This window comes from Algoriphagus halophilus (assembly GCF_041729275.1).
Lineage (GTDB): Bacteria > Bacteroidota > Bacteroidia > Cytophagales > Cyclobacteriaceae > Algoriphagus > Algoriphagus halophilus_A.
In genome coordinates this window covers 3,624,865-3,650,554 of sequence record NZ_CP146486.1, presented here as the reverse complement: position 1 = coordinate 3,650,554, position 25,690 = coordinate 3,624,865, and the positions used below count along the sequence as shown (strand labels likewise).

Genomic DNA, 25,690 nt, shown 5'->3' with positions numbered 1-25,690 from the left:
ACTGGTAGATTCATGAAAAACTAAAGCAATCAAGCAAATAAGTCCAGGTAATTAAAAATGAATTTCTAACCTGATCCAACACTTAAGTAAGCAATAGAATCTGAGTTCTTTTAAAAAGGACCGTTTCTTTTGTTCACTTCCCGCTTTCTAACCATTGTCAATGAAGCAAAAAGCCCTCCTTATTATTTTATTTATTTCCTGCATTTCTTGCCAAAAGGAAGAGAAAAGTAATGACGTACTTTTCCAACTGCTTTCAGAGGAAGATTCAGGGATATCTTTCAGAAATGATCTTACTTACACCGAAAAAGTAAACCCATATACTTTTCGTAATTTTTACAACGGAGCAGGAGTAGCATTAGGCGATATAAATAATGATGGTTTGATTGATATTTTCCTGGCTGGAAATCAAACTTCAAACAGGCTTTACCTGAACCAAGGGAATCTTAAATTTAAAGACATAACTGACCAAGCTGGGCTAAATTCAACTGGGTATTGGACTACAGGGGTAAGTATGGCTGATGTAAACGGGGATGGTTTATTGGACCTTTACATTTGCAAATCGGGCCCTCCAGGTGGAGATAAACGCCATAATGAACTTTTTATCAATAATAATAACCTTACTTTTTCAGAAAAATCAGAAGAGTACGGAATTGCTGAAAAAGGACTGAGCCAGCATGCTGTTTTCTTTGATTTTGACAAAGATGGAGATTTGGACATGTACCTCCTCAGTAATTCGGCAAGATCCATTGGCATTTATGACCTAAGGGTCGGTCAGCGTGAAATCCGTGATCCCGAAGGAGGAAATAAGTTATTCAGAAACGATGGAGATATCTTCACTGATGTATCTGAAGAGGCTGGAATATTCGGGAGTAATATCGGCTATGGTCTCGGAGTCACAGTTGCCGACTTGAACGATGATAATTGGCCAGATTTGTACGTTTCCAATGATTTTTTTGAACGGGACTATCTTTACCTGAACAATCAGGATGGGACATTTTCTGAAGTCCTCCCAGATCTTCTGCCTGAGATCAGCCTGGGAAGTATGGGAGCTGATATTGCCGATCTGGACAATGATACACGGCCTGATATTTTTGTCACAGAAATGCTTCCAAAGGAACTTTCCCGGGTCAAAACAAAAACTCCTTTTGAAGAATGGGACAAATTCCAATCTAATATCAAAGCTGGATACCACCAACAATTCACGAGAAATACCCTTCAGAGAAACTTGGGATTCAGACCTGGAACTCAAATCCCCATTTTTGCAGAAGTCAGTCGAATGGCCGGATTAGAAGCGACTGACTGGAGTTGGGGAGCCTTGATTTTCGACATGGACAATGACGGATTGAAGGATATATTAGTGACCAATGGAATTGTGAAAGATTTGACTGACTTTGATTTTGTAGATTTCTATGTCAACAACCAGGAGAAAATTCAAGGTTTTCAGAAAGACTCCATCCTTTTGACCAAAATGATTGATGCATTTCCTTCTACCCCCCAGCAAAACTTTCTCTTTAAAAATCAAGGCAACTGGAACTTTGAAAACCTTGCTCAAAATTTGGGTTTAGATCAGCTTACTTTCAGCACTGGATCAGCTTATGGGGATTTAGATAATGACGGAGATCTTGACTTAGTGATAAATAATTTAAATGACCGAGCTTTCATTTACCGAAATACCAGTTCCGACAAAAATAACGGCAACTACCTAAGCATAGAGCTAGGTCAGGAATTTGGTACCAAAATCATCGCCTATGCATCCGATCAAAAATTCATTCAGGAGTTTCAACCTGTCAAAGGGTACATGTCTTCGGTTGATCCTCGGATGCATTTTGGATTGGGTACCATTGAAAAACTCGATTCACTAGAAATTTTCTGGCCAGACGGCAAAATCCAAATTATCAGAGATGTTCAAGCCAATCAGGCACTGAAACTTACCCCAAAAGAGGGGGACAAAATCAATCCGAACCTAGAGGAAAATCCAGGAACGCTATTCATTCAAAAAGACACAAAAATTCCATTTCAGCATCAGGAGAGCAACTTTATTGATTTTGACCGTGATCGCTTACGATTTTGGATGATCAGCAATGAGGGACCAAAATCTGCAAAAGCAGATGTGAATGGAGATGGTTTGGATGATATTTTCATTCCAGGGGCAAAAGAACAACCCTCTGTTTTGCTGATCCAAAATTCAAAAGGGCAATTTATATCCCATCAAGAAGAACTCTTTGGTTCGGATGCAATTTCCGAAGATGTAACTGCTCATTTTTTTGATGCTAACGGTGATGGAAAGCCTGACTTACTAGTAGGAAGTGGAGGAATCGAGTTTGGTGATAATTCACCAGCTTATTCGGACCGACTTTATCTGAATGATGGGACTGGAAACTTCCAAAAGTCCCCTCAATTCTTTTCCTCAAACCCAACCGCCTTTTTGCTTTCTCTAGATTTTGATGAAGACGGAGATAAGGATTTGATCGTGGGTAGCCGAGCAATACCATTTGGATATGGAATCCCGACGGGCTTGGAAGTATGGGAGAATGACGGAACAGGAAGTTTTAAGCAAATTTCTCAAAGTCTAAACCCTGAACTTTCCAAAATAGGAATGCTGACTAGTGGAGATTTGGCAGATTTGGATGGTGATGGGAAACTTGAAATCATTGTGGCCGGAGAATGGATGTCCATTCGGATATTTAGTTTTGAGGGAAATAAATTAATTGAAAAAACTACCGATTTTGGTTTTGAAAATTCAAGTGGTCTTTGGAATTGCGTATTTGTATCAGATGTCAATATGGATGGCCATCCTGATATTCTAGCTGGAAATCATGGCTTAAACTCCCGACTTCATAGCGATAGTAACTCTCAACTCCGAATGATCCTGAATGACTTTGATCAAAATGGAACCTTGGATCAAATTCTTTCCCAATTTGAAAATCAAAGGACAATCCCTTGGGTGCTCAAGCCTGCTTTACTACGTCAACTACCCTCTTTGAGAAAACAGTTATTGACTTACGAATCCTACCAAAACAAGTCTTTAGAAGATCTTTTCCCCGAAGCTATTTGGGCTAATTCCTTAATTTTAACAGCCGGTACTCTTGAAACTAGCTTATGGCTAAATGACGGAGAAGGTAATTTCAAGATAACTGATTTACCTCCTGAAATTCAATCTGCTCCTGTCTATTCCATCACTTCTATAACTAGAGAATCCGGAAAGCCTTTGTTGATTATTGGAGGAAATCAAAGTAGAATCAAACCAGAATTGGGCAGTCAGATGGGAAGCTATGGCTGGGTATTGAAACCAAATGGAAAAAATGAATGGAAAACCTTAATCCCGGAAGAAAGCGGTTTATTTATCCCTGGTGAAATCCGGGATTTTCTTCAAATCAATCTTGAAAATAGACCAAATTTAGTAGTATTACGAAATAATGATGTGCCACTGGTTTTTGAATTTCGCGATTAGTCCCACCGTTTATTTCCCCCATTTCTTTTTCCAATTTGATTTTGGAAGACTTAGTAGAAAAAACTTAAAATTGGATTAAAGTATGGAATTGGAAACCTGTTGGCATTGGAAAAAATGTTCAATCGCCAACAAACCTAGAGCTTCAAAAACTTCACTCTGATGTATGTCTTGAGAATTTTGATTTCTCATCAGAGAAAAATAACAAAGGATAATAGTATTTCATGAGGAATCATATTGCAAGTCTTATTCTAGTAGTCTCACTTTTTTCCTGTAAGGAAGAAACGGAAAAAAAGCTACCCTTTTTCAGGAAATTGACAGGACGAGTTCAGGGGTTGATTTCCGAAATGACTTAAGCTTTAGTGAAGATTTCAATATTTTCACCTACCGGAACTACTATAATGGCGGTGGAGTGGCTATAGGTGATATCAACAACGATGGGCTAGTTGACCTGTACTTCACGGCTAACTTAGGACCCAACAAACTTTATCTCAATAAAGGAGAATTCAAGTTTGAAGACATCACAGAACAAGCTGGAGTGGCAGGAGCTCGTGCATGGAGCACCGGGGTCTCTATGGCTGATGTAGACGGAGATGGATATTTGGATATTTATGTTTGCAACTCAGGTGACATTTCCGGAGACAACAAACAAAACGAACTTTTTATCAATCAGGGAGATGGGACCTTTAAAGAAATGGCCGAGGTTTATGGATTGGCAGATCAAGGATTTTCTACCCATGCAGTATTTTTTGATTATGATAAAGATGGGGATCTGGATGTCTATTTACTGAATAATTCTTACCAAGCGATCGGTACTTTCAACAAGATGCAGAACGAAAGGATCAAACGGGACAATGTTGGAGGTGATAAACTCTATCGGAATGATGATGGAAAATTCCAAGATGTATCCGAAGAAGCTGGCATTTATGGGTCCGTTATCGGTTTTGGTCTGGGTATTACCATCGGGGATGTCAATCAGGACACCTGGCCTGACATTTTCATTTCCAATGATTTCTTCGAAAAGGACTACCTCTATATTAACAATCAAGATGGCACCTTCACCGAATCATTGGAAAAGTCCATGCGATCTATCAGCGCTGCATCCATGGGGGCGGACATAGCCGATATCAATGGGGACGGACTTTTGGACATTTTTGTGACTGACATGCTACCAGAATCACAAACCCGGCTAAAGCAGGTCACTACTTTTGAGAATTGGGATAAATACCAATTCAACAAAACCTACGGGTATCACTATCAGCTTTCCCGCAATATGCTCCACCTTAACAATGGGGATGGTACATTCAGCGAAATAGGGAGACTCAGTAATGTAGAGGCTACAGATTGGAGTTGGGGAGCACTGATATTTGACATGGACAATGATGGATTAAGGGATGTTTTTGTAGCGAATGGCATCTATCAAGACATAACTGACCTTGATTATTTAAATTTCATTGACGACGATAAAACCAAAAGTCAAATCATTTCTCAGGAAGGAGTCAATTTTAAAGCATTAGTCGACCCCATACCAATCAATCCCATACCAAATTATGCCTTCCGTAATTTGGGTGAATTGAAATTTGAAAATAAAGCTGAGGAATGGGGACTTGGTAAAGCAATCCATTCAAATGGTGCTGCATACGGAGACTTAAACAACGACGGTACGCTGGATTTGGTGGTAAACAATGTCAATCAACCTTCCCAGATCTTTAAAAATCAGGGGAAATCCATCAACCCAACTCATCACTTTATTCAAATTCAACTGGAGGGAAAAGGAAAAACACCCATGCCATAGGAACACAAATCCGTCTGAAAGCAGAAGGAGAAATATACTATGCAGAACAAATGCCCAACCGGGGTTTTCAATCCTCAGTAGACCCGAAAATCACCATAGGTTTAGGGGAGTTGACCAATCTTGAATCTATTGAAATTCTTTGGCCTGATGGAAAATACACAGAACTAAAAAATCAAGCTGTCGATCAGTTGCTCAAATTGAATTGGGAAGATGCGGGAGAAATACCCTCTGAAAAATCCTTCTTTGAAAAGCCTAACAATCAACTATTCCATAAAATTGAAAACCCGGGTTTAAGCTTCGTTCATGAAGAAAATGCATTCGTGGACTTTGATCGGGACCGACTCACTTATATCATGTATTCCACCGAAGGACCGGCATTTGCGAAAGCCGATGTAAACGGTGATGGGCTGGAGGATCTTTTTGGAGGAGCTAAAACCTTCTCAGCGAAACTCTTTCTCGCTTCCTCTTCCGGAAAATACTATGAAAGTCCGCAAGATGCATTTGTAAAAGATATACAATCCGAGGATACCGATGCGGTATTTTTTGATGCAGATGGAGATGGTGACATGGACTTGATGGTAACATCTGGAGGCAATGAATCTGGTTTTGGATCGATAGATCTGGCTGATCGGCTTTACATAAATGATGGAAAAGGAAATTTCGATAAGAATTCTTCGGCCGGATTTGCTACCGTTTTTGGGAGCAGCAGTTCCGTCAAACCAATCGACATCAACAAAGACGGTGCAATAGATCTATTTGTAGGGGGAAGGCTGGTTCCTTTCACTTATGGCGCATATGCGAGCAGTCAACTGTGGATCAATGACGGAAAGGGAAATTTCACAGAGGAGTCGACTACCCGCGCCCCTATCCTCAAAGATCTTGGAATGATAACCGATGCCACCGTGCTTGATTGGGATCAGGATGGAAACGAGGATTTGGTTTTAGTTGGGGAATGGACTGCTCCAATCTTCCTGAAAAACAACAATGGCAGACTAGAAAAATCGAAATGCCAGAACTTGAGACCTTAAAAGGATGGTATCGAGCAGTGGAAGTAGCAGATTTGAATCACGATGGATTTCCAGATTTAATTCTAGGAAACAATGGACTGAATTCAAGATTTAAAATCACTTCTGATTCACCGGTAAAAATGTTTCTAAATGATTTTGATCAAAATGGATCTGTCGAACAAATTTTTACACAAGAAGTGGGAGGAGTGCAAGTTCCTTATACTTTAAAACATGAACTAGAGCGTCAAATTCCTTCGGTCAAAAAGAAATACATACGCTATAGTAATTACAATAATGAATCCTTAACTGATATTTTCCCCTCTGAAATTGTCAATCAGTCCATTATCAATGAAGTAAACAACTTAGAATCCGGAGTGCTTATGAATGAGGGAAACGGAAACTTTTCCTGGAAACCATTTCCTGTCCTAGCTCAACGTTCCTACGTTTTTGCAATTGCGGTTTTAGATTTGAATGAGGATGGAAATTTGGATTTGATTTTGGGAGGAAACCTATCCCAGGCCAAACCGGAAGTAGGTAAATATGATGCCAGCTATGGTGAGGTCTTATTAGGTAAAGGTGATGGAACCTTTGATTATTGGAAAAATGCAGCACATGGTCTCAAACTAGATGGGGATATCCGAGCTTTTGGACTTCTTGAAAACAAAAAACTACTGGTAGTAAAAAATAGTGCTGAGGCGGAGATTTGGGATTTCGAGTGATGCCCATCAAAAATCCCGATCAGTTTTTGCCTTCTTTCTTAATTGATTTTCTCCAGAAAAACAGTGTGTCTATCAACTGCTTTTAGGATTTTAGGAAAAAATAACGTGCTTTATAATCAAACATGGAAATACCAAAATGGAACTTGGAGCAGAATAATATCGTTTTTTTGAGAACCGAGTCAGTTAGAAATCAGAAGAATAGCTCCAATTCAGGTGCAAAGTGAGAAGTATTTATTGGCTCCTTCTAATTCAGGTAAAGTTTATTGGGATAAAACCTAAGCCTTTCCATTTGCTTAATCCCTTATTTCCAATAGTTTTGCCATCTAAATACGATTGAGGAATTTATAAAAAACTTGAGCTTGGCTCCTGATTACCTTAAATTTGTACCCCAACATTCCCAATTAGAAAATCACATAATGCGCTTATTTAAAACCATACTTGGCCTAGGCCTGCTCTTTAGCATGCTTTCATGTCAAAAACAAGTCGATTATTCCAATGCCATTACTGATGGCCATTATTTAATCAAAGCACAGGATAGGATTACTGAGGTCATAATTCATGATATCTTTTCACCCCCAGTGGCTGCAAGGATTTATTCCTATTCAAGCTTGGCTGCCTATGAGGTTGCTGCAGCTACCGATCCTAATTACGTTTCCTTATTAGGGCAGCTAAATGGATCAGAAAAACCACCTTTACCCCTTCTGAGGAGGTGTACCTGCCGCTTGCTTCCCTTGCAGCATATTACCATGTTGGTACCGGTTTAATTTTCTCTGAAGATATGATGAACGAGCATAGAGATGCAGCCTATGCTGAACTGAAGGAAAAAGGAATTCCTGACGATGTATTTGAAGCATCTATTGCTTTTGGCAAAGAAGTGGGTGATGTAATCAAAGCCTATTCTTCTAAAGACAATTATCATCAGAGTCGTTCATTCCCCAAATTTACCGTAACAGGAGAAATTGGAACTTGGGAACCTACTCCTCCTGCTTACATGGAGGCAATTGAGCCTCATTGGAATAAAATCAGAACATTTGTATTGGATTCCGCAGCCCAGTTTAAGCCACTTGCTCCACCTTCGTTTTCAAGTGAACCAGGGTCGGAGTTTTATAATGCTGCAAAAGAGGTATATGATGCAGCTGTTACGGCAGATGAAGACAAAAAAACATTGCTTTATTCTGGGATTGCAATCCTTATAAAATGAATGTCAAGGGACATGTCATGTTTGCTGAGAAAAAAATCACTCCAGGAGGTCACTGGATGAGCATTGCTGGTATAGCCAGCAAAGCGGCAGGAAGAGATTGGAAAGGTACCGCAGAAACTTTTGCCTTGACTGGAATTGCCCTAAATGAGGCATTTATTTCCTGTTGGGATGAAAAATATCGCAGCAACTTGATCAGACCTGAAACTTACATCAATCAATACATCGATGAGGAATGGGTGCCGATTTTACAGACCCCTCCTTTCCCAGAACACACTAGTGGGCATAGCGTAGCATCCTCAGCTGCTGGATATACCTTAGGTCAATTATTCGGGGATGAGTTTCATTTAGTTGACAGTTCAGAAGTGGCTTACGGTCTACCTATCAGAGAATATGATTCTTTCAGTCAAGCCTATAAAGAGGCTGCTATCAGCCGTTTTTATGGAGGCATACACTATATGCCGGCCATTGATTATGGGGTAACTCAAGGCCTTTCTGTTGGGGAATTTATCTGGAATAATATCAGTACTAAACCCGAAAGATTAGCACAATCCAACTGAGAAACAGCAGTCCAAAACAGGCTGCTTTTTTTATGCTTTTTTGTATTTGAAAGGTTAATAAAAACCAAAGAAACCGTTAAGAATAGGCCTTTTAGCCCTGTTTTTGTTTTAAATCACAGGTATTATCCCTATCTTCTCGGATAGGCCTTTTAGGATGTAAAATTCTTTTCATTCTCGCTTTTCAACTTAAAACCACCCATGGCAAAAACCATAATTGTATCCAACAGATTGCCCATTAGTTTGCGACACCGCAATGGCAAATTCGAATTCAAACCTAGTGCTGGAGGACTTGCAACAGGACTTGACTCCATATACAAATCAGGGGAAAATATCTGGATTGGCTGGCCTGGCAATACGGTAGATGATGCCGAACAACGAGCAGAAATCATTCTTGAACTCCATGAGCTAAAAATGGCTCCTGTATTTCTTTCAAAGAAGGATGTAGAACAGTTTTACGAGGGGTTTAGTAATGAGACACTTTGGCCAGCTTTTCATTATTTTACTCAATACATGGTGTATAACCCAGATCATTGGGAAGCCTATGTCAGAGTAAACCAGAAGTTTTGTGACGCCATTGTAAAAAAGCGGATCCCGACGATACTATCTGGGTTCACGATTATCAATTGATGTTACTCCCTCAAATGTTGCGGGAAATACTTCCCGATGCTACCATCGCATTTTTTCAACACATCCCATTCCCTTCTTATGAAATTATCCGAATGATTCCATGGAGGAGAGAACTGCTGGAAGGAGTTTGTGGAGCAGATTTGATTGGCTTCCATACTTATGATGATATGCGTCACTTTTTAAGTGCTGTAGGCAGAATTACCGGTATGTCGGGGGAAAGCGGCTACATCCAAGCAGAGAATCGAATTATCAATGTGGATTCTTTCCCGATGGGAATTGATTACCACAAATTTGCCAAGCAAGCCAAAAGTCGAAAAACACAAAATATAGTTAAGGACTTCCGGGAGAAAGTCGGAGATCAGACTCTACTATTGACCATTGACCGTTTGGATTATTCCAAAGGAATTCCCCAAAGGATTCATGTGTTCGATCAGCTTTTGAAACAACATAAAGAACTTCGAGGGAAAGTTTCCATGATTATGATAGTAGTACCTTCCAGAGACCGGGTTCAATCTTATAAAGAGCTGAAAGAAGAAATTGACTTACTGGTAGGAAGAATCAACAGTGAATATTCCACGTTAGATTGGGTACCTGTTCACTATTTTTATAGAAGTTTCCCATTTGAAGAATTAAGTGCTTTTTATAGCATGTCTGACATCGCATTGGTCACTCCATTAAGAGATGGAATGAACCTCGTTTGTAAAGAGTTCGTGGCCAGTAAAAATGATGAAAAGGGAGTACTCATCCTATCTGAAATGGCTGGAGCATCCAAGGAATTACAAGATGCCATCCTGGTCAATCCAAATGACAGACAAGGGGTAGTGGACGCCATCTACCAGGCACTTTCCATGAGTGAAGAAGAGCAAAAGCTTCGAATTAGCACCATGCAGGAAAGTCTCAAGAAATACGATGTATTCCAATGGGTGAAGGTATTCATGGATCGAATCGAACATGTCAAAGCAAAGCAGGCTGAGCTTACCTCTAAAGATGTGGATGCCAAAGTGATGAACGAAATTCAGTCCAGCTTTAAGAAGGCAAAATCACCGATTTTCTTTTTAGACTATGATGGTACCTTGACTGGGTTCAAATCCAATCCTCAAGATGCCGTTCCTGATGCAGAATTAAAAAGTCTGGTTAAAGAACTTAGTGGAAAAGCCCAAGTAGTCATCATATCTGGTCGAGATAAAGACACCTTAGGAAAATGGTTTAAAGGTCAACAGATTGACATGATCGCCGAACATGGAGTTTGGGTTCATAGAAAAGATCATTCCCAAGACTGGGAATTATATGCAGAAGTGGATGATAGCTGGAAAGATGATATCCGATCAGTGATGGAATACTACGTTCTAAGAACTCCTGGAGCATTTATTGAAGAAAAACACCACTCGCTGGTATGGCATTATAGAAAAGTAGAAAGTGGACTGGGAGATTTGAGAATGCGCGAACTATTCAGTCACTTGAAGTACATGGCCAGAGGTCATAATCTGCAGGTATTGGAAGGAAATATGGTCCTAGAAATTAAACGACCGGACATTAACAAAGGAAGAGCTGCCAACTCATTGATGAAAGGGCATGAGTTTGACTTTATTTTGGCGATTGGAGATGACTGGACCGATGAGGACACGTTCAAAGCAATGCCAAAAAATGCCTATTCTATTAGAGTAGGTTATGCTTATACACAGGCAAATTATAATATCAAATCCGTGAAACAAGTCAGGCAGCTACTCCATAAACTGGCTGAAAGTTAAGTAACATAAAAAAATGCCTGTATCGAAAGTTACAGGTATTTTTTATATAAATTTTTTAGAACACGGATATCAAAATCCGTGAGTTCACTATCCACTTCATCTTGCACAAAATGTAGCTTAAATGATTGAATGGCTAATGCGGGATCACTTACATCATATCCAATAATTCTTAGCGCTATAATAGGATCAAATGCATCTTGAGGTAAAGAATCCGTAGTTTCTAATTCAATAAGATCTACCCCATTAATCGGGTCAATTGCAGGCTGGACCACTTCTTCATCGTACCAAAACCCATATCCTTCTTCAGCTAGTAGTTTCCAAGGAAAATACCTGTTAGGATCCACTTTTCTGGAAGGGGCGATATCCGAATGCCCGATAAAGTTGGCTGTAGGAATTCCATACTTCCATTTTAATCGCTTACAAAGCACTAATAGACTTTTGATTTGCTCCTCAGAGAAGGGTTCAAAACCATTATTATCCAATTCAATCCCAATGGATACTGAATTCAAATCAGTAACGCTCCCCCATTTACCTCTCCCTGCATGCCATGAACGGAGATAATCATTCAACATCTGAACGATCGTTCCATCTTTCCCGATCACATAATGTGAACTCACCTGCGTGCTGGTTTTTGTGAAAGTTGAAATCGTCTGCTCTAAAGAATCCTGAGCCGTATGGTGAATGATCACAAAATTGGGCCTTCTGATGCTGAAATTGGTAGTACCCACCCACTCATCAGTGATACTGAGGGTATCATAATCCAGTTCTTTTTTTGTGGGAGGAATGATTCGATAGGCTTCAGCTACCTCTTTGACACTCTTTCGATGCTCTTTATTAATCTTCTTATAGGGATTAGAGGCACAGGAAGTAACCAGAAATAACAACCCTATCAAAAAGATGGTCCACAAGGTTTCAGCAAACTTCATTTTCAATATGTTTTCAACAAAACAATCCATTAGAAATAATTTAACGGGCAATATCCATAGTATTTGATAAAAGAGCCAGCAAGATTATATCAACGCATCCGAAAACATCCATTTTAATTTTTAGTTGTCAAACCCATCAATTTATTAATCTATTGATCAAGCACTTAGAAAAACAAATTCTAAGAGCTAGAAAAAATGGAAAAGGATTAAAACTAAGTTTTTATCTTTGCCGAAAATTAAACCAATTAGTATGAAAAATTTATTCTTTGTTGCCATTGCAACTATGCTTTTTTCTAGTTGTGCCTTGCATAATTCCTACACCGGAAACCTAAATGCCCACCAAACTAATGTGGTCCTTTCTGAAAGCAATTATGTAGTGAAAGATCAGGTTACAGGAAAGGCTGAAGCAACTTATGTTTTGGGAATTGGAGGTATTGGAAAAAAATCATTGTTCAATGCGGCTCGACAGGACATGTATATGAACGCAGATCTCAATGGCAAATCCAGAGCCCTTATCAACGAGACTTTTGAAACCAAAACTTCCTTCTTTCTGATCGTTTGGAAAAAACAAATCACGACTTCCGCTCATGTGATTGAGTTTAAGTAAAATCAAAAAATCCCGCAAGATCTGATGTTCTGCGGGATTTGTTTTACAAGAAGTTTGGTCTATCCAGTTTTTTACCAATTCGGAATGCTGCGTTCATCAAGCCTACATGGGAATATGCTTGAGGGAAATTTCCCCATTGGCTTCCTGTTTTCTGATCTACATCCTCAGAAAATAGGTTTAAATGATTGCAATACTTGGTCAAGGTCTCAAAACCTTCCTCTGCTTCACTGATTCTTCCCACACATGCCAAAGCTTCTATATACCAAAATGCACAAATGAGGAAAGTTGTCTCTGGCACACCAAAGTCATCCATATGCTTGTAGCGGTAGAACAAGAAATCCTTGGCCAGTAATTCCTCTTCCAAAGCTTTCAGGTGATCATTTGCACGCTCCAAATCATCCCCAAAATACCCCATAGTTATCAATTGTAAAGTAGACGCATCCATGTAAGTTGACCCTACTGCTTGTGCATAGGCTTTTCTTTCCGGCAAGTAACAGGACTCGATTTTTTTGATGGCCTCATCTCGAAGATTGATGGCCTTTTGGTACATGTCATCACTTTTCAATCGGATACCGATTTTAGCCGCAGCACAAGCTCCAGCCCAGTGGAATAAAAAGGTATAGCAATGCTCTTGCGCTAAATTTCTAAACTCCCAAAGTCCTGCATCCTTCTCATGCATGGTTGCCTCAATCTTATTGAGCAAGTTCATGATCATAGGTTTGGAAGAACTTCTTTCCTCTTCGGTAAATCGTTGATCAGAATACAAAGGAAGTAAGGATACCAACACCTGCCCATACAAGTCATTTTGGATGTGAGTATAAGCCTGATTACCAAACCGGACAGGTTTATTCCCTAAATACCCATCCAAATTGGAGATTTCTTCTGTCAATAAGGAATCCCCTGTTATGGAATATAAAGGTTGGTATCTACCACCTTCTACAGGTCTCAGATTATGAATAAACTCAAAATATTTTTCCAACTCCTCAAAGTGCCCCAAACTATTGAAACAGGTCAGAGTATAATAGGTGTCACGAATCCAGCAATAGCGATAATCCCAGTTTCGGGTAGAATTCGGAGATTCAGGTAAACTTGTGGTAGAAGCAGCTATAATTGCCCCCGTATCTTCATATTGGTGAATTTTCAGAATTAGTGCAGAACGTAAAACTAACTTCTGATGGAAATTTGGAATACTGGTGGATTTGACCCATTCCTGCCAATATGCTGCAGTAGCATGCAAAAACCGTTCAGAAGTTGTTTCGATAGGAGCCTCTAAGGGTCTTCCATACGTCAAAACCAAGTAAACTGGACGATGGATCGCAAATGCCTTGTCATCCACAATGTATGACATGGGAGCATTAGTAGTCAGTCTAAGCTCCTGATCAATGCCCATATACCGTATATGATTACTTCCTATACTTGGAGTCAAAGCCATATTCCCATAATCTGTCACTGGCTCACAGGTGATTTTAATCCTTGGAGATCCTGAGAGACATTCCACTTTCCGGATGAGCATCAATGGTTTATAGTACCGGTCAAAGTTTTTGAACCTTGGAGCAAAATCTGTGACCTTATAGCTGTTTTCTCCATAAGTCACAGTCGTTTCCAGAATATTCGTATTCTCCAAGTACGTTTGAGAAGTTTCAAAATTTTCAGACTCTGGTAAAATGGTGAATTTCCCACCTTTTTCCCTGTCCAACATGCCTCCGAAAATAAAATCAGAATCAAATCTTGGAAGACACAACCAACTGATATTGGTATCTTGTTCTACATGAGCGATATAAGCACAGTTACCGATCAGCCCACTGCCATACGTATGTTTTTGCATTAACTTGTCTTTGAAAGAAAGAAAAAAGTCGGTTTCTGGGTTTCTTCTAAAGAAAATAAAAAGTAAGCCCTATTGCAAGGGTTTATGCGATTAAGAACAGTATTCTATAAATACAGTTTCTTATCCCGAATATATTCTGCTACCCCATCCGGCAGCAAGTATTTAACAGATTTGCCTTCCAGAATTGATTTTCGGATAAAAGTTGCGGAGATATCCAGTAAAGGAGCGTCCACCATTTTGATGTTGGGATGGTCTATGGTCTTCAGCTCTCCAGGTCTGGGATACACAAAAATCTCGTGATTATCCAGAATCATCTGATAGTTTTTCCAACGCCTGAGCTGGGTCAAATTATCAGAACCCAAAAATAAACAGAACTGATGCTGTGGATATTGATCTGTTAGGTAAGCCAGGGTGTCGATCGTATAGCTAGGCTTTGGCATAGAGAACTCTACATCTGAAGCTCTGAAATGAAAATTATCCTGAATTGCCAATTCCACCATTTTCAAGCGGTCAAATTCATGAATCAAGGACTGCCTTTTCTTTAGGGGATTCTGGGGACTGACCACAAACCAAACCTGATCTAAGTCTGTTTGATCGTGCAAGGTATCTGCGATGATCAGGTGACCAATATGAATGGGATTGAAGGAGCCGAAATAGAGTCCGATTTTCAAAATTCTACTTGGCTATAAAATCTCTAACTAATTTTTCCGCCTCCGCGGAAGAAACCGCAAAATCATCATTGATGATTGTCACGTCAAATTGAGGCTCAAATTTCATCTCGAATTCCGCTTTGAAAATTCTTCTGGAAAGAGATTCTTCAGATTCAGTACCTCGATCATTCAAACGAGTCTTGAGAACTTCCAGGGAAGGGACTTTTACGAATATCGCCAAGGCCTGATCTCCAAAATACTTTTTCAAAGCCAACCCACCTTTTACATCTACGTCAAAAATTACGGTTTTCCCAGCATCCCAGATCCGTTGGATTTCTTCTTTGAGGGTGCCATAAAAATTACCCGCATATACTTCTTCCCATTCAATGAAGTCTCCGTTATCGATGTGCTGCTTGAATTGTTCTTGGGATAAAAAATAGTAGTCTTTGCCATGTACTTCGTGTCTTCCTCGTTTATCTCGAGTACAGGCTGAAATAGAAAATCCCAAAGTAGGGATCTTTTGAATTAAGTGTTTGACTAACGAAGTTTTGCCCGAACCTGAGGGAGCGGAAAAAATAATAGCCTTTCCTTGAGTCATATTTATTTGATCTCTTGAATTTTTTGGCGGATACAATCAGCTAATTCGGTAGGAACTTCTTGCTTAGTGCATTTGGTCTTCAGCACATCACGGATTGCTTGTTCTAAATGAAAGTGTTCAAAACAAGGTTGACACTTGGCCAACTTCTCTTTAAGTACTTCTTTGGAATTGTCCATTTCACCATCTAGAATACTTTCTAACAGCTGAAAGCACCTACTGGTATCATCGCACTTTAACTTTCGCGACTCAGATGTTTCTTCATTCATATCCATGCTAAATCTTCTTTAAATTTCCTCCTCGTCTGTGTCATAACCCATATTCTGGGCATAGCCCTTAAGCTTTTCTTTGAGTAAATTTCTTGCTCTATGAAGCCTTGATCTCACAGTTCCTATCGGAATATCCAAAATCTTGGCCATTTCTTCATATGTAAATCCTTCTAGGTCACAAAGGATTATAACAGTACGAAAATCCACTGCAAGGCTATTCAATGCATTGGAGATCTCATCTCCCAGCATTCCTTTAACTGATTCTGCCCTGAGATCAGTAGTACTTTGGTAATCAACATCATCTGAGTTGTAATAAGTTTCAACTTCCTGATAATCTACCTTGGCAGGTTGCTTACTTTTTTTACGGTACTCATTGATGAAGCTGTTTTTTAGGATTCGAAACAACCAGGCCTTCGCGTTGGTTCCTTGCTCAAAGGAATTGATAAAACGGTAGGCTTTTAAGTAAGTATCCTGCACCAAGTCTTTGGCATCATCCTCATCAAAGGTGAGTCGATAAGCAAAATTATACATGGAGTCTATGTTGGGCATAAACTCTCCATCAAAGATGGCATTTTTTTGCTCTTGAGAATATTTTCTGCGCTGAACTTCCGACATAAGTCTCAAAAGTAATGATTGAGGTATATTATAACTAGAAAATAAGAATAATTCGAACGTATATTGCATAAAATACGTTCTAAAACCTTCTCTAAAAATTCGGTATTTCCAATTTAATTAAGGATGTTTTTATTAAGGCTTTTTTCACGATTACCATTACCAGTCCTCTATTTGTTCTCAGATGTCCTATATCTAATAGCGCGTTTCATCATCAGGTATCGTAAAAAAGTAATTGATGAAAATTTGAAATTTGCCTTTCCGGAAAAATCCGAGAGAGAGAGAAAAGACATTCGAAACAAATTCTATCGAAATTTCACCGACGCATTTTTTGCTGAAACATTCAAAATGTTGACCATTTCTGAAAAAGAACTGAAGAAACGTTTTCACGTAGTCAACCAAGAATTAGTAGATGCTCCTGTATTAGGTGGTAAAAGTTCTTTGATGATGGCTGGGCATATCTTCAATTGGGAAATGGCCATTTTGGGAGTTGCTTCCAATACTCAGGTCATGGCTGAAACCATTTATTTGAAGCTAAACAATGCCTTTTTCAATAAAATGATGCTTGAGATCAGAACCAGATTGGGGGTGTCATGACCGAAAAGAAAGATTTTAGAAAAAGTATGATTCAAATGCGTAAAAACCCTAGAATCGTCCATCTAGCGGCAGACCAAAGACCCCCGGTTTCTGAAAGCAGGTACCAACGGGAATTTTTAAATAGACCGGCTCTATTTTTCGAAGGGGGAGAATTTATGGCCAAAAATATGGAGTTACCAGTGTTTTTTGGAACCATCACCAAAATCAATAGAGGGCACTATACATTTGAATTTTCAAATTTGGCAAGTCCCCCTTTGCTGATCACGCTCCTCATAGCATTACAGATGAATTTTGTAAAAGACTGGAAGAAAACATTCGGGCTCAACCAGATCTTTATTTGTGGAGTCATAAGAGATGGAAGCTTTAAATGGTCCTACGCATCTTGGAATTTTCATTAGAAGCCTTTTTGCTTAAGGACTAAAATAGTTTTCATGATTTCCTTTATTTTGCCGATTATTTTGGGAAATAAACCCAATAACCTAAGGCATTTATATGATCTTTATCAAACTTGTTTCACACTTTCATTTATCGATCCTTTACCTGTTTTCTGACTTCTTTTATTTCATTGCTAGATATTTACTCAAGTACAGAAAGACAGTCATAGACGAAAACCTCAAACACGCTTTCCCAGAAAAGACTGAAAAGGAAAGGAATAAGATTAGGAATCAATTTTACAGAAATTTCACAGATTCCTTTGCTGAGACAATCAAATTATTAACGATTTCAAAAAGCGAATTTGAAAAGAGGTTTGAAATGATCAACACCCACTTTCTTGATGAATCCGTATCAACTGGGACTTCAGTATTATTGGTATCAGGCCATTTATTCAATTGGGAAATGGGAGTAGCTGGAATTAATCTCGCTACCAAGTCTCAAGTGGAAACAGTCTACCTCAAAGTGAACAATCCATTTTTTAATCAATTAATCCATACAATTCGGACACATTTTGGCGGAATTGTAACAGAAAAGAAGGCATTTCGAAGAACCATGCTTACCTTACAGAATTCCCACAGAATCGTATTATTAGGATCTGATCAAAGGCCTCCAAATTCAGAGAAAAGATACAAAAGAGATTTCTTAAATAGACCTGCAGTTTTCTTTGAAGGAGCCGAATTTCTTTCCAAAAAGATGGACCTTCATGTCATCTATGGAAAAATGACAAAGAAAAAAAGGGGGTATTATCGCTATGAAATGGTCAAACTGAGCGAACCTCCTTATAATTCACACAAATCGCACAGCATTACTGATCAGTTTTGCACGATGCTTGAAGAAAACATAAAATTGCAACCAGATCTCTATCTGTGGAGCCATAAGAGATGGAAAATCTCTTGATTATGGTATATATTATTGAGTTGATTTAGAATGGATTACCTAGAAAGTTTAAACCCACCCCAACGAGAAGCTGTAGAACATACCGATGGCCCTGTAATGATTATTGCAGGAGCTGGATCGGGTAAAACTAGGGTACTCACTTATAGAATCGCACATTTGATTTACGCCAAAGGTGTAGATGCATTCAATATTCTGTCTTTAACTTTTACCAACAAGGCCGCAAGTGAGATGAAACACCGCATCGAATCCTTGGCCGGCTTGGAAGCAAGAAATACCTGGATGGGAACCTTCCACTCGGTTTTTGCAAAAATCCTCCGGGTAGAATCGGAAAAAATTGGATACCCTTCCAATTTCACTATCTATGATACAGATGATTCCAAATCTTTGATCCGATCCATTGTCAAAGGAATGCATCTAGATGATAAAGTGTATAAAGCCAATACAGTTCTATCCCGAATTTCAGGGGCTAAAAACCGACTTATCTCCTGGCAAGCATATCAAAACGATCCCTTTGTCAAAGCGGATGATGAGGCTGCGATGAAGCCCAAAATGGGTGAAATTTATCAACGCTACCAAGAACGCTTGTTCAAAGCTGGAGCCATGGATTTTGACGACTTGCTTTTCAATACCAACATCCTGTTCAGGGATCATTTGGACGTATTGAACAAGTACCAACAGCGTTTCAAATACATCATGGTGGATGAGTTTCAGGATACCAACGTTTCACAGTACCTGATTACCAAAAAGCTCGCTGCGGTACACCAAAACATCTGCGTAGTAGGTGACGATGCTCAAAGTATTTATGCGTTCAGAGGAGCCGACATTCAAAACATTCTAAATTTTGAAAAGGACTATCCAGACCTTTTTGTGGTGAAACTGGAGCAAAATTATCGTTCCACAAAAACCATCGTGGAAGCTGCAAACTCCATCATCGATAAAAATAAAGCCCAGCTGAAAAAGTGGTCTGGACTTCTAATCCAGATGGAGATCAAATCGAATTGATCAAAGCCAGTTCGGATAATGAGGAGGGGCGGATCGTGGCCAACACGATTTTCGAAGAAAAGAACAACAAAAAGCTCAGCAATAATGACTTCGCTATTTTGTATCGAACCAACTCCCAGTCTCGTTCGATAGAAGAGGCATTGAGAAAGATGAATCTGACCTACAAAATTGTTGGAGGGCTCTCTTTCTACCAACGTAAAGAGATCAAGGATTTGATGGCATATATGAGGTTCACCGTTAACCCTGCAGATGAAGAAGCCTTCAAACGAGTCATCAATTATCCTAAACGAGGAGTCGGAGATACTTCGGTAGAGAAAATGTTGGTAGCAGCTTATGAGCATGATATTCCTTTATGGGAAGTAGTCACGAATGCACATAGCTTTTTACCAGGAAGGGCTGGCAATGCAGTTGACAATTTTGCCACCTTGATCAAGGCTTTTCAAATTGACGTGGAGCGCAAAGATGCCTACGAAGCGGCAAATAATATTGCCAAGCAAAGCGGCTTACTTCGGGAGCTTTACGAGGATAAAACCATTGAAGGGCTCAATCGATACGAAAACGTTCAGGAACTCCTGAACGCCATCAAGGAATATGTAGATAATCCTGAAAATGAGGATAAGAGTTTAGGAGCCTTTTTACAGGAGATTGCCTTACTTACCGACAACGATCAGGACAAGGACCAAACAGAGGCAATTACTCTAATGACCATCCACTCCTCCAAAGGACTGGAATTTAAGCAAGTATTTGTGGTGGGATTAGAGGAAGACCTATTTCCTTCCCAAATGATGATGCAAAGCAGAGAGGATTTGGAAGAGGAAAGAAGATTATTTTACGTGGCTACCACAAGAGCCATGGATAAATTATACTTTACCTATGCCTTGACACGTTACAGATTTGGCAGGTTGTTAAATTGTGAGCCTAGCCGGTTTTAGAAGAGGTAGATCCCAATTGCATCAAAGTCAACAAAAGTATGGCCAGTAGAGATATGCCGGGAGCTTTTAGAAGAGAAGGATTACCGGGTAGAACAACTAATACTGAGGCTAGTTCTGGCTTCATTGGAATCAAGAAAAAGCCAGAATCGAGAGTTCCCGGTGGCATGAAGGTACATACCCCCAGCCCTGATTTTAAACCCTCCAATACCAATAACCTAAGAGCAGAACAACTGGTGGAACATCCCAAATTTGGTTTTGGGAAAGTTCAAAAAATTGAGACTGAAGGACTTAATAGAAAAGCAAGGATTCAATTCGAACATTTTGGAGAGAAGACTTTATTACTTAGCTTTGCGAAGCTCAGAATTATAGACTAATCACCTGCCCTCCTGACATTTGGTAATTTTTTGTTACCTTTTACTATGCAAAAAAGGGAGGCCACATGGAGCAACTTGAACCTGACAAACAAAGACTTATTTTGAAAGAATACGGCAAAAACGTTCAACGCCTGGTTGATCATATCACAGGCATTGAAGACCGCGATAAGCGCACCGCTAGTGCTTACACCGCTATTGAAATCATCAAGCAACTGAACCCTCCATTGAAGCAGGAGAATGATCAGAAGCTTTGGGATGATTTATACATCATGTCTGATTTCAAATTGGATGTTGACAGTCCTTTTCCAATGCCTGAAAAAGAACTTTTAGGAAAAAAACCGAGCCAATTGGCTATCCAAAAGGTGAAATTAAGTTCAAGCATTACGGAAGGAACATAGAAAAACTCATTGAAAATGCCATTCAAATAGAGAATGACGAAGAGCAGGAAGCTGCCATCATCTTTATTGGGCAATTGATGAGAAGTTTCCATTCTACTTGGAACAGAGACAATTTTGATGATGCCATCATCCTGGATGACATTAAAACCTTGTCAAAAGGAAAGCTTCACATTGACTTGGAGAAGGTTAAAGAAAACGGATTGTTTGAATCCAATACCCGAAGAGATTTCAAACTTCCAACACAAAACGAACACAACCATAAAAACAAGCGCTCGCATTCCAACAAGCGTCGCAACAACAACCACAACAAAAAACGTAGAAATTAATGGCTTCATTTCGGGTTAAGGGGAAATCATCTTAAAGGTGAGATTATCCCGCAAGGCGCAAAAAACGAAGCTTTGCAAATCCTTTGTGCTGTCCTACTCACATCCGAGGAGGTCACCATACATAAAATCCCAAATATTCGAGATGTCAATAAACTGATCGAATTGCTGGGTGACATGGGTGTCAAAGTGACCAAATTAGGTCCAGAATCCTATTCTTTTAAAGCTGATCAGGTCAACTTGGATTACCTGGAAACGGAAGAGTTTTTGAAAAAAGCTTCCTCTCTCCGTGGTTCCGTTATGATTTTGGGTCCTTTGTTGGCTCGATTTGGAACTGGAAAACTTTCCAAACCCGGAGGAGATAAAATTGGAAGAAGAAGAATGGACACTCACTTTTTGGCTTTCAAAAGCTGGGTGCAAAATTCCGATACGATGCCAAAAATGAAATTTTCCATATCGATGGCAAAGGTTTAAAAGGCTGTTACATGTTATTGGATGAAGCTTCCGTAACCGGAACGGCCAATATTGTCATGGCTGCAGTTATGGCAGAAGGCACCACCACTATTTACAATGCTGCCTGCGAACCTTACCTACAGCAACTTTGCGACATGCTGAACCGCATGGGAGCAAAAATCACAGGAGTTGGCTCCAATTTACTGACTATCGAAGGAGTAGCAAAACTTGGAGGTACTGAACATAAAATGCTTCCTGATATGATTGAAATTGGGTCTTTCATTGGCTTAGCAGCTATGACTCAATCTGAAATCACGATCAAAGATGCACAGGTTCATCGATTAGGCATTATCCCTGAGACGTTTCGAAGAATGGGAATTAAGTTGGAAATCAAAGGAGATGACATCTTTATTCCAGCCCAAAAACATTATGAAATCGAAACCTTTATAGACGGATCCATCCTGACCGTGGCCGATGCCATTTGGCCGGGATTTACTCCAGATTTGTTGAGCATAGTTTTGGTTACCGCTACCCAAGCAAAAGGAACCGTATTGGTACACCAAAAAATGTTTGAAAGCCGTTTATTCTTCGTGGATAAATTGATTGATATGGGGGCACAGATTATTCTTTGTGATCCACATAGAGCAACAGTCATTGGTTTGGATAGGAAATACCCATTGAGAGGAATCAGAATGACTTCCCCGGATATAAGAGCGGGTGTTTCCCTGTTGATTGCAGCATTGTCTGCCACTGGAACTTCCATTATCGATAACATCGAACAAATCGATAGAGGATATCAGCATATTGACGAGCGATTAAATGCCCTTGGCGCAGAAATCGAACGAATCCCATAAAACCCTAACCATCCGGCAATGTCCGGATGGAGCTGTTTTACTAAATACGACTGTTTTGACTTTGATGGAGGAAATTTATATCAAAAGAAATCCACCTTTGAATCTTCAACCTGAGGATGAAATGGTATTTAAGGATTCTTACGAGTGCAGGTATAAAATGAGCCCGATTCTGCATTTAGAAAATTCATTTATCCTTCAAGACACCGTATTTTCTCCCACCCACATGAGTTTTTATGCCAGTCATACGCATGTAAACTCACTCGGCTTTCTCCCTTTGGGAAAAAGAGTGGCCCATTGTATGTTGAAAAAATGGAGGAAAGTACCCCATGGTATCTGGATCAAAGATGAATGGAGTGCGGATTATCTACATTGGATGACGGATTGCCTTCCTAGGCTTTGGATAGGCTTAAATACCGGCATTTCAGACCGGGTGATTTTGAACGATTCCTATCGGCACCTCCCCTATGTTTCCCAAAGCTTGGAAATCCTGAAAATCAAGCCAACCTATTACCAATCCAATGAAAATCTATATGTAGAAGATTTGGTTTTGACGCCAAGAACTTCTCCCTTCCCTAATTTCAATGTGGAACTTACTCAGCTGAGCCGAGAAAAGCTGAGCTGTAAACAGCCTAAAGAAGCCTTTAAAAAAGTCTTTTTAAGTACCAAATACGCTCCCAAAGGTAAAGCCTTGAATGAGGTAGACGTAGAACTCTTGATGAGAAAGCAAGGCTTTGAGATAGTCTACGCAGAAAAACTGAGCCTCAAGGAACAAATCTTTTTAATGTCAGAAACCAAAACCTTGGTTGCACTCCATGGAACTGGCCTGACCAATATGCTTTTTCTCCCAGAGACCAGTCAGGTTTTGGAACTGAGAAATCAGGATAGCAGTAATTCCTTGTGTTACTATAATCTGGCAAATGCACTGGGACTGGATTATTATTACACTCAAAATCAAGGAGATACTGGCAATTCAGATTCAGAAGATATGACCGTAAATCTGGATGCATTGACCCAAGTCATTCACCAGCTAAAAGATTAATTTCCCATCATTCTTCTTAAGCCCTAATCCTTCTCGAAATTTTTGGTAAATTCTAGCCTCAATTGCCAAAATAACCTATGAAGAAGAAAAACTCCGCAGCCAAGAATGGTACGGTAGAACCGGAAAAGACGGTTTCATTTATAGATCTTGGATGAAAAACCAAGGTTTTCCTCATCACCTATTCGAAGGCGACAAGCCTGTGATCGGAATTTGTAATACCTGGTCAGAGCTCACTCCCTGCAATGCCCATTTTAGAGACCTTGCTGAAGCCCTTAAAAGAGGAATCTGGGAAGCAGGAGGATTTCCTTTGGAATTCCCGGTGATGTCCTTGGGAGAGTGTTCCATCAAACCCACTGCCATGCTGTTTAGAAATTTGGCCAGCATGGATGTAGAAGAAAGTATCCGAGCCAATCCAATGGACGGAGTGGTATTGATGTGTGGATGTGATAAAACAACCCCATCCCTAGTCATGGGAGCAGCTTCTGTGGATATCCCTGCATTGGTGGTATCAGGAGGCCCGATGCTGGTTGGCAGGTTTAAAGGAAAGAAAATCGGGACATCAGACGTATGGCGTTTTGCGGAAGAATTTAAAACAGGAAAAATCACTCAAGAGGAATTAATAGAGGCAGAAGCGGCCATGTCCAGATCTGTGGGACATTGTGCTCCAATGGGAACGGCCTCCACCATGGCAGCCATGGTAGAATCTCTAGGTTTGGCTTTACCGGATAATGCCACCATTCCTGCTGCTGATTCCAGAAGAAAAGTCTTGGCCCATATGGCAGGGATGCGCATCGTGGAAATGGTCAACGAAGATTTGAAAATGAGTAAAATCCTGACCAGAAAATCCTTTGAAAATGCCATCATGGTCAATGCGGCCTTGGGAGGATCTACCAATTTTATCCTTCACCTGACCGCCATTGCCAAAAGAATTGGAGTGGAATTGGATCTGACGGATTTTGATCATTTTTCTTCTAAAATTCCATTAATCGCCAACGTTCAACCTTCGGGCGAGCATTGGGTAGAGGACCTGTTCTATGCAGGCGGATTGCCAGCGGTCATGAAAGAACTGGAAAAGCATTTGCATACAGATGCCTTGACAATCAATGGCAAAACCATAGGAGAAAATATCCACAACGCGGAATGCTATGATCGGGATTTGATCGGTACCATGCAGAAACCAATCAAACCGGATTCTGGAATCGCAGTATTGAAAGGAAATCTTTGTCCCAATGGAGCGGTAATCAAGCCTTCGGCTGCCAGTCCTCATTTATTGACCCATACTGGAAAAGCCGTTGTTTTTGAAAGCATCGATGAATACAAGGCAAAAATTGATGACCCTGAATTGGACATTGATGAAAACTCCATCATGGTCATGAAAAATGTGGGCCCAAAAGGCTACCCAGGCATGCCGGAAGTAGGAAATATGACCTTGCCAAGAAAAGTATTGGACAAAGGCATTAAAGATATGGTTCGGATTTCTGACGGTCGAATGAGCGGAACCGGATATGGTACGGTCGTGCTGCACGTTTCTCCTGAATCCGCCATAGGTGGACCACTTGCATTGGTAAAAACCGGAGATTTAATCGAATTGAATGTTCCTGCGAGAACTTTGAATTTGTTGATTTCTGAGGAGGAGTTTGAAAAGAGAAGAGCCGAGTTTAAACCCTCCCAGCTTCCATACGACCGAGGATATGTCAACCTATTCCTAGATAAAGTGAACCAAGCCCATGAAGGGGTTGATTTTGATTTCCTTCAAGGAAGTTCGGGCTCTGAAGTCAAGCGAGATTCACATTAATGTTG

The 25,690-nt window shown here is 40.0% G+C and carries 16 protein-coding genes and 5 pseudogenes; 15 read left to right on the top strand and 6 right to left on the bottom strand.

Annotated features, from left to right (window positions below; genetic code table 11):
* The first annotated feature begins 160 nt into the window (after positions 1–160).
* The 6 genes and pseudogenes from V8V91_RS19530 (at position 161) to V8V91_RS19505 (ending at position 11,102) form a co-directional block, all read left to right on the top strand.
* On the top strand, positions 161–3,451 hold the full coding sequence (locus V8V91_RS19530) for a VCBS repeat-containing protein (protein ID WP_373396873.1): 3,291 nt from the start codon (positions 161–163) through the stop codon (positions 3,449–3,451).
* Between the two features lie 221 nt (positions 3,452–3,672).
* A pseudogene (locus V8V91_RS19525) lies at positions 3,673–6,969 on the top strand (VCBS repeat-containing protein).
* 416 nt (positions 6,970–7,385) lie between these two features.
* Complete coding sequence (locus tag V8V91_RS19520; protein ID WP_373396872.1) at positions 7,386–7,733, top strand: hypothetical protein; 348 nt, start codon at positions 7,386–7,388, stop codon at positions 7,731–7,733.
* Positions 7,734–7,747: 14 nt separating this feature from the next.
* Entirely contained in the window at positions 7,748–8,170 is a 423-nt protein-coding gene (locus tag V8V91_RS19515) for a hypothetical protein (protein ID WP_373396871.1), read from the top strand.
* Positions 8,167–8,727, top strand: a complete 561-nt coding sequence (locus V8V91_RS19510; protein ID WP_373396870.1) for a vanadium-dependent haloperoxidase — start codon at positions 8,167–8,169, stop codon at positions 8,725–8,727. Before V8V91_RS19515 ends, V8V91_RS19510 begins: the two co-directional genes overlap by 4 nt.
* 198 nt (positions 8,728–8,925) lie before the next feature.
* Positions 8,926–11,102: pseudogene (locus V8V91_RS19505) on the top strand (bifunctional alpha,alpha-trehalose-phosphate synthase (UDP-forming)/trehalose-phosphatase).
* Between the two features lie 29 nt (positions 11,103–11,131).
* On the opposite strand, the gene V8V91_RS19500 reads toward V8V91_RS19505, so the two are convergent.
* A complete protein-coding gene (locus V8V91_RS19500) occupies positions 11,132–12,028 on the bottom strand; it encodes an N-acetylmuramoyl-L-alanine amidase (protein WP_373396869.1) in 897 nt (298 codons plus the stop codon).
* Positions 12,029–12,278: 250 nt separating this feature from the next.
* On the opposite strand from V8V91_RS19500, the gene V8V91_RS19495 reads away from it, so the two are divergent.
* Entirely contained in the window at positions 12,279–12,635 is a 357-nt protein-coding gene (locus V8V91_RS19495) for a DUF6567 family protein (protein ID WP_373396868.1), read from the top strand.
* A 43-nt stretch (positions 12,636–12,678) separates the two neighbouring features.
* Here the strand turns inward: V8V91_RS19495 and V8V91_RS19490 are convergent, their stop codons facing one another.
* The 5 genes from V8V91_RS19490 to V8V91_RS19470 form a co-directional block, all read right to left on the bottom strand.
* Positions 12,679–14,460, bottom strand: coding sequence for a glycoside hydrolase family 15 protein (locus tag V8V91_RS19490; protein WP_373396867.1), 1,782 nt, complete (start codon positions 14,458–14,460; stop codon positions 12,679–12,681).
* Between the two features lie 104 nt (positions 14,461–14,564).
* On the bottom strand, positions 14,565–15,131 hold the full coding sequence (gene nadD, locus V8V91_RS19485; RefSeq protein ID WP_373396866.1) for a nicotinate (nicotinamide) nucleotide adenylyltransferase: 567 nt from the start codon (positions 15,129–15,131) through the stop codon (positions 14,565–14,567).
* Positions 15,132–15,135: 4 nt separating this feature from the next.
* Positions 15,136–15,708, bottom strand: a complete 573-nt coding sequence (gmk, locus tag V8V91_RS19480) for a guanylate kinase (RefSeq protein WP_373396865.1) — start codon at positions 15,706–15,708, stop codon at positions 15,136–15,138.
* Between the two features lie 2 nt (positions 15,709–15,710).
* Positions 15,711–15,980, bottom strand: coding sequence for an anti-sigma factor (locus V8V91_RS19475; RefSeq protein WP_373396864.1), 270 nt, complete (start codon positions 15,978–15,980; stop codon positions 15,711–15,713).
* A gap of 12 nt (positions 15,981–15,992) precedes the next feature.
* Positions 15,993–16,589, bottom strand: coding sequence for a sigma-70 family RNA polymerase sigma factor (locus tag V8V91_RS19470; RefSeq protein WP_074226843.1), 597 nt, complete (start codon positions 16,587–16,589; stop codon positions 15,993–15,995).
* Positions 16,590–16,712: 123 nt separating this feature from the next.
* Here V8V91_RS19470 and V8V91_RS19465 point away from each other — a divergent pair, with 123 nt between their 5' ends.
* The 8 genes and pseudogenes from V8V91_RS19465 to V8V91_RS19430 all read left to right on the top strand — a co-directional run bounded on the left by V8V91_RS19465 (position 16,713) and on the right by V8V91_RS19430 (position 25,685).
* Positions 16,713–17,183, top strand: a complete 471-nt coding sequence (locus V8V91_RS19465; protein WP_373396863.1) for a lysophospholipid acyltransferase family protein — start codon at positions 16,713–16,715, stop codon at positions 17,181–17,183.
* Between the two features lie 229 nt (positions 17,184–17,412).
* Entirely contained in the window at positions 17,413–17,550 is a 138-nt protein-coding gene (locus tag V8V91_RS19460) for a hypothetical protein (protein WP_373400759.1), read from the top strand.
* Positions 17,551–17,675: 125 nt separating this feature from the next.
* Entirely contained in the window at positions 17,676–18,515 is an 840-nt protein-coding gene (locus V8V91_RS19455) for a lysophospholipid acyltransferase family protein (RefSeq protein ID WP_373396862.1), read from the top strand.
* Between the two features lie 30 nt (positions 18,516–18,545).
* Positions 18,546–20,823: pseudogene (locus tag V8V91_RS19450) on the top strand (ATP-dependent helicase).
* Between the two features lie 65 nt (positions 20,824–20,888).
* Positions 20,889–21,547, top strand: a pseudogene (locus tag V8V91_RS19445) (DUF4290 domain-containing protein).
* Positions 21,547–22,851: pseudogene (gene murA, locus V8V91_RS19440) on the top strand (UDP-N-acetylglucosamine 1-carboxyvinyltransferase). The pseudogenes V8V91_RS19445 and murA overlap by 1 nt, the downstream one beginning before the upstream one ends.
* On the top strand, positions 22,823–23,890 hold the full coding sequence (locus V8V91_RS19435) for a DUF563 domain-containing protein (protein ID WP_373396861.1): 1,068 nt from the start codon (positions 22,823–22,825) through the stop codon (positions 23,888–23,890). The pseudogene murA and the gene V8V91_RS19435 overlap by 29 nt, the downstream one beginning before the upstream one ends.
* 70 nt (positions 23,891–23,960) lie before the next feature.
* Entirely contained in the window at positions 23,961–25,685 is a 1,725-nt protein-coding gene (locus V8V91_RS19430) for an IlvD/Edd family dehydratase (RefSeq protein WP_373400758.1), read from the top strand.
* The last annotated feature ends 5 nt before the right edge of the window (positions 25,686–25,690 follow it).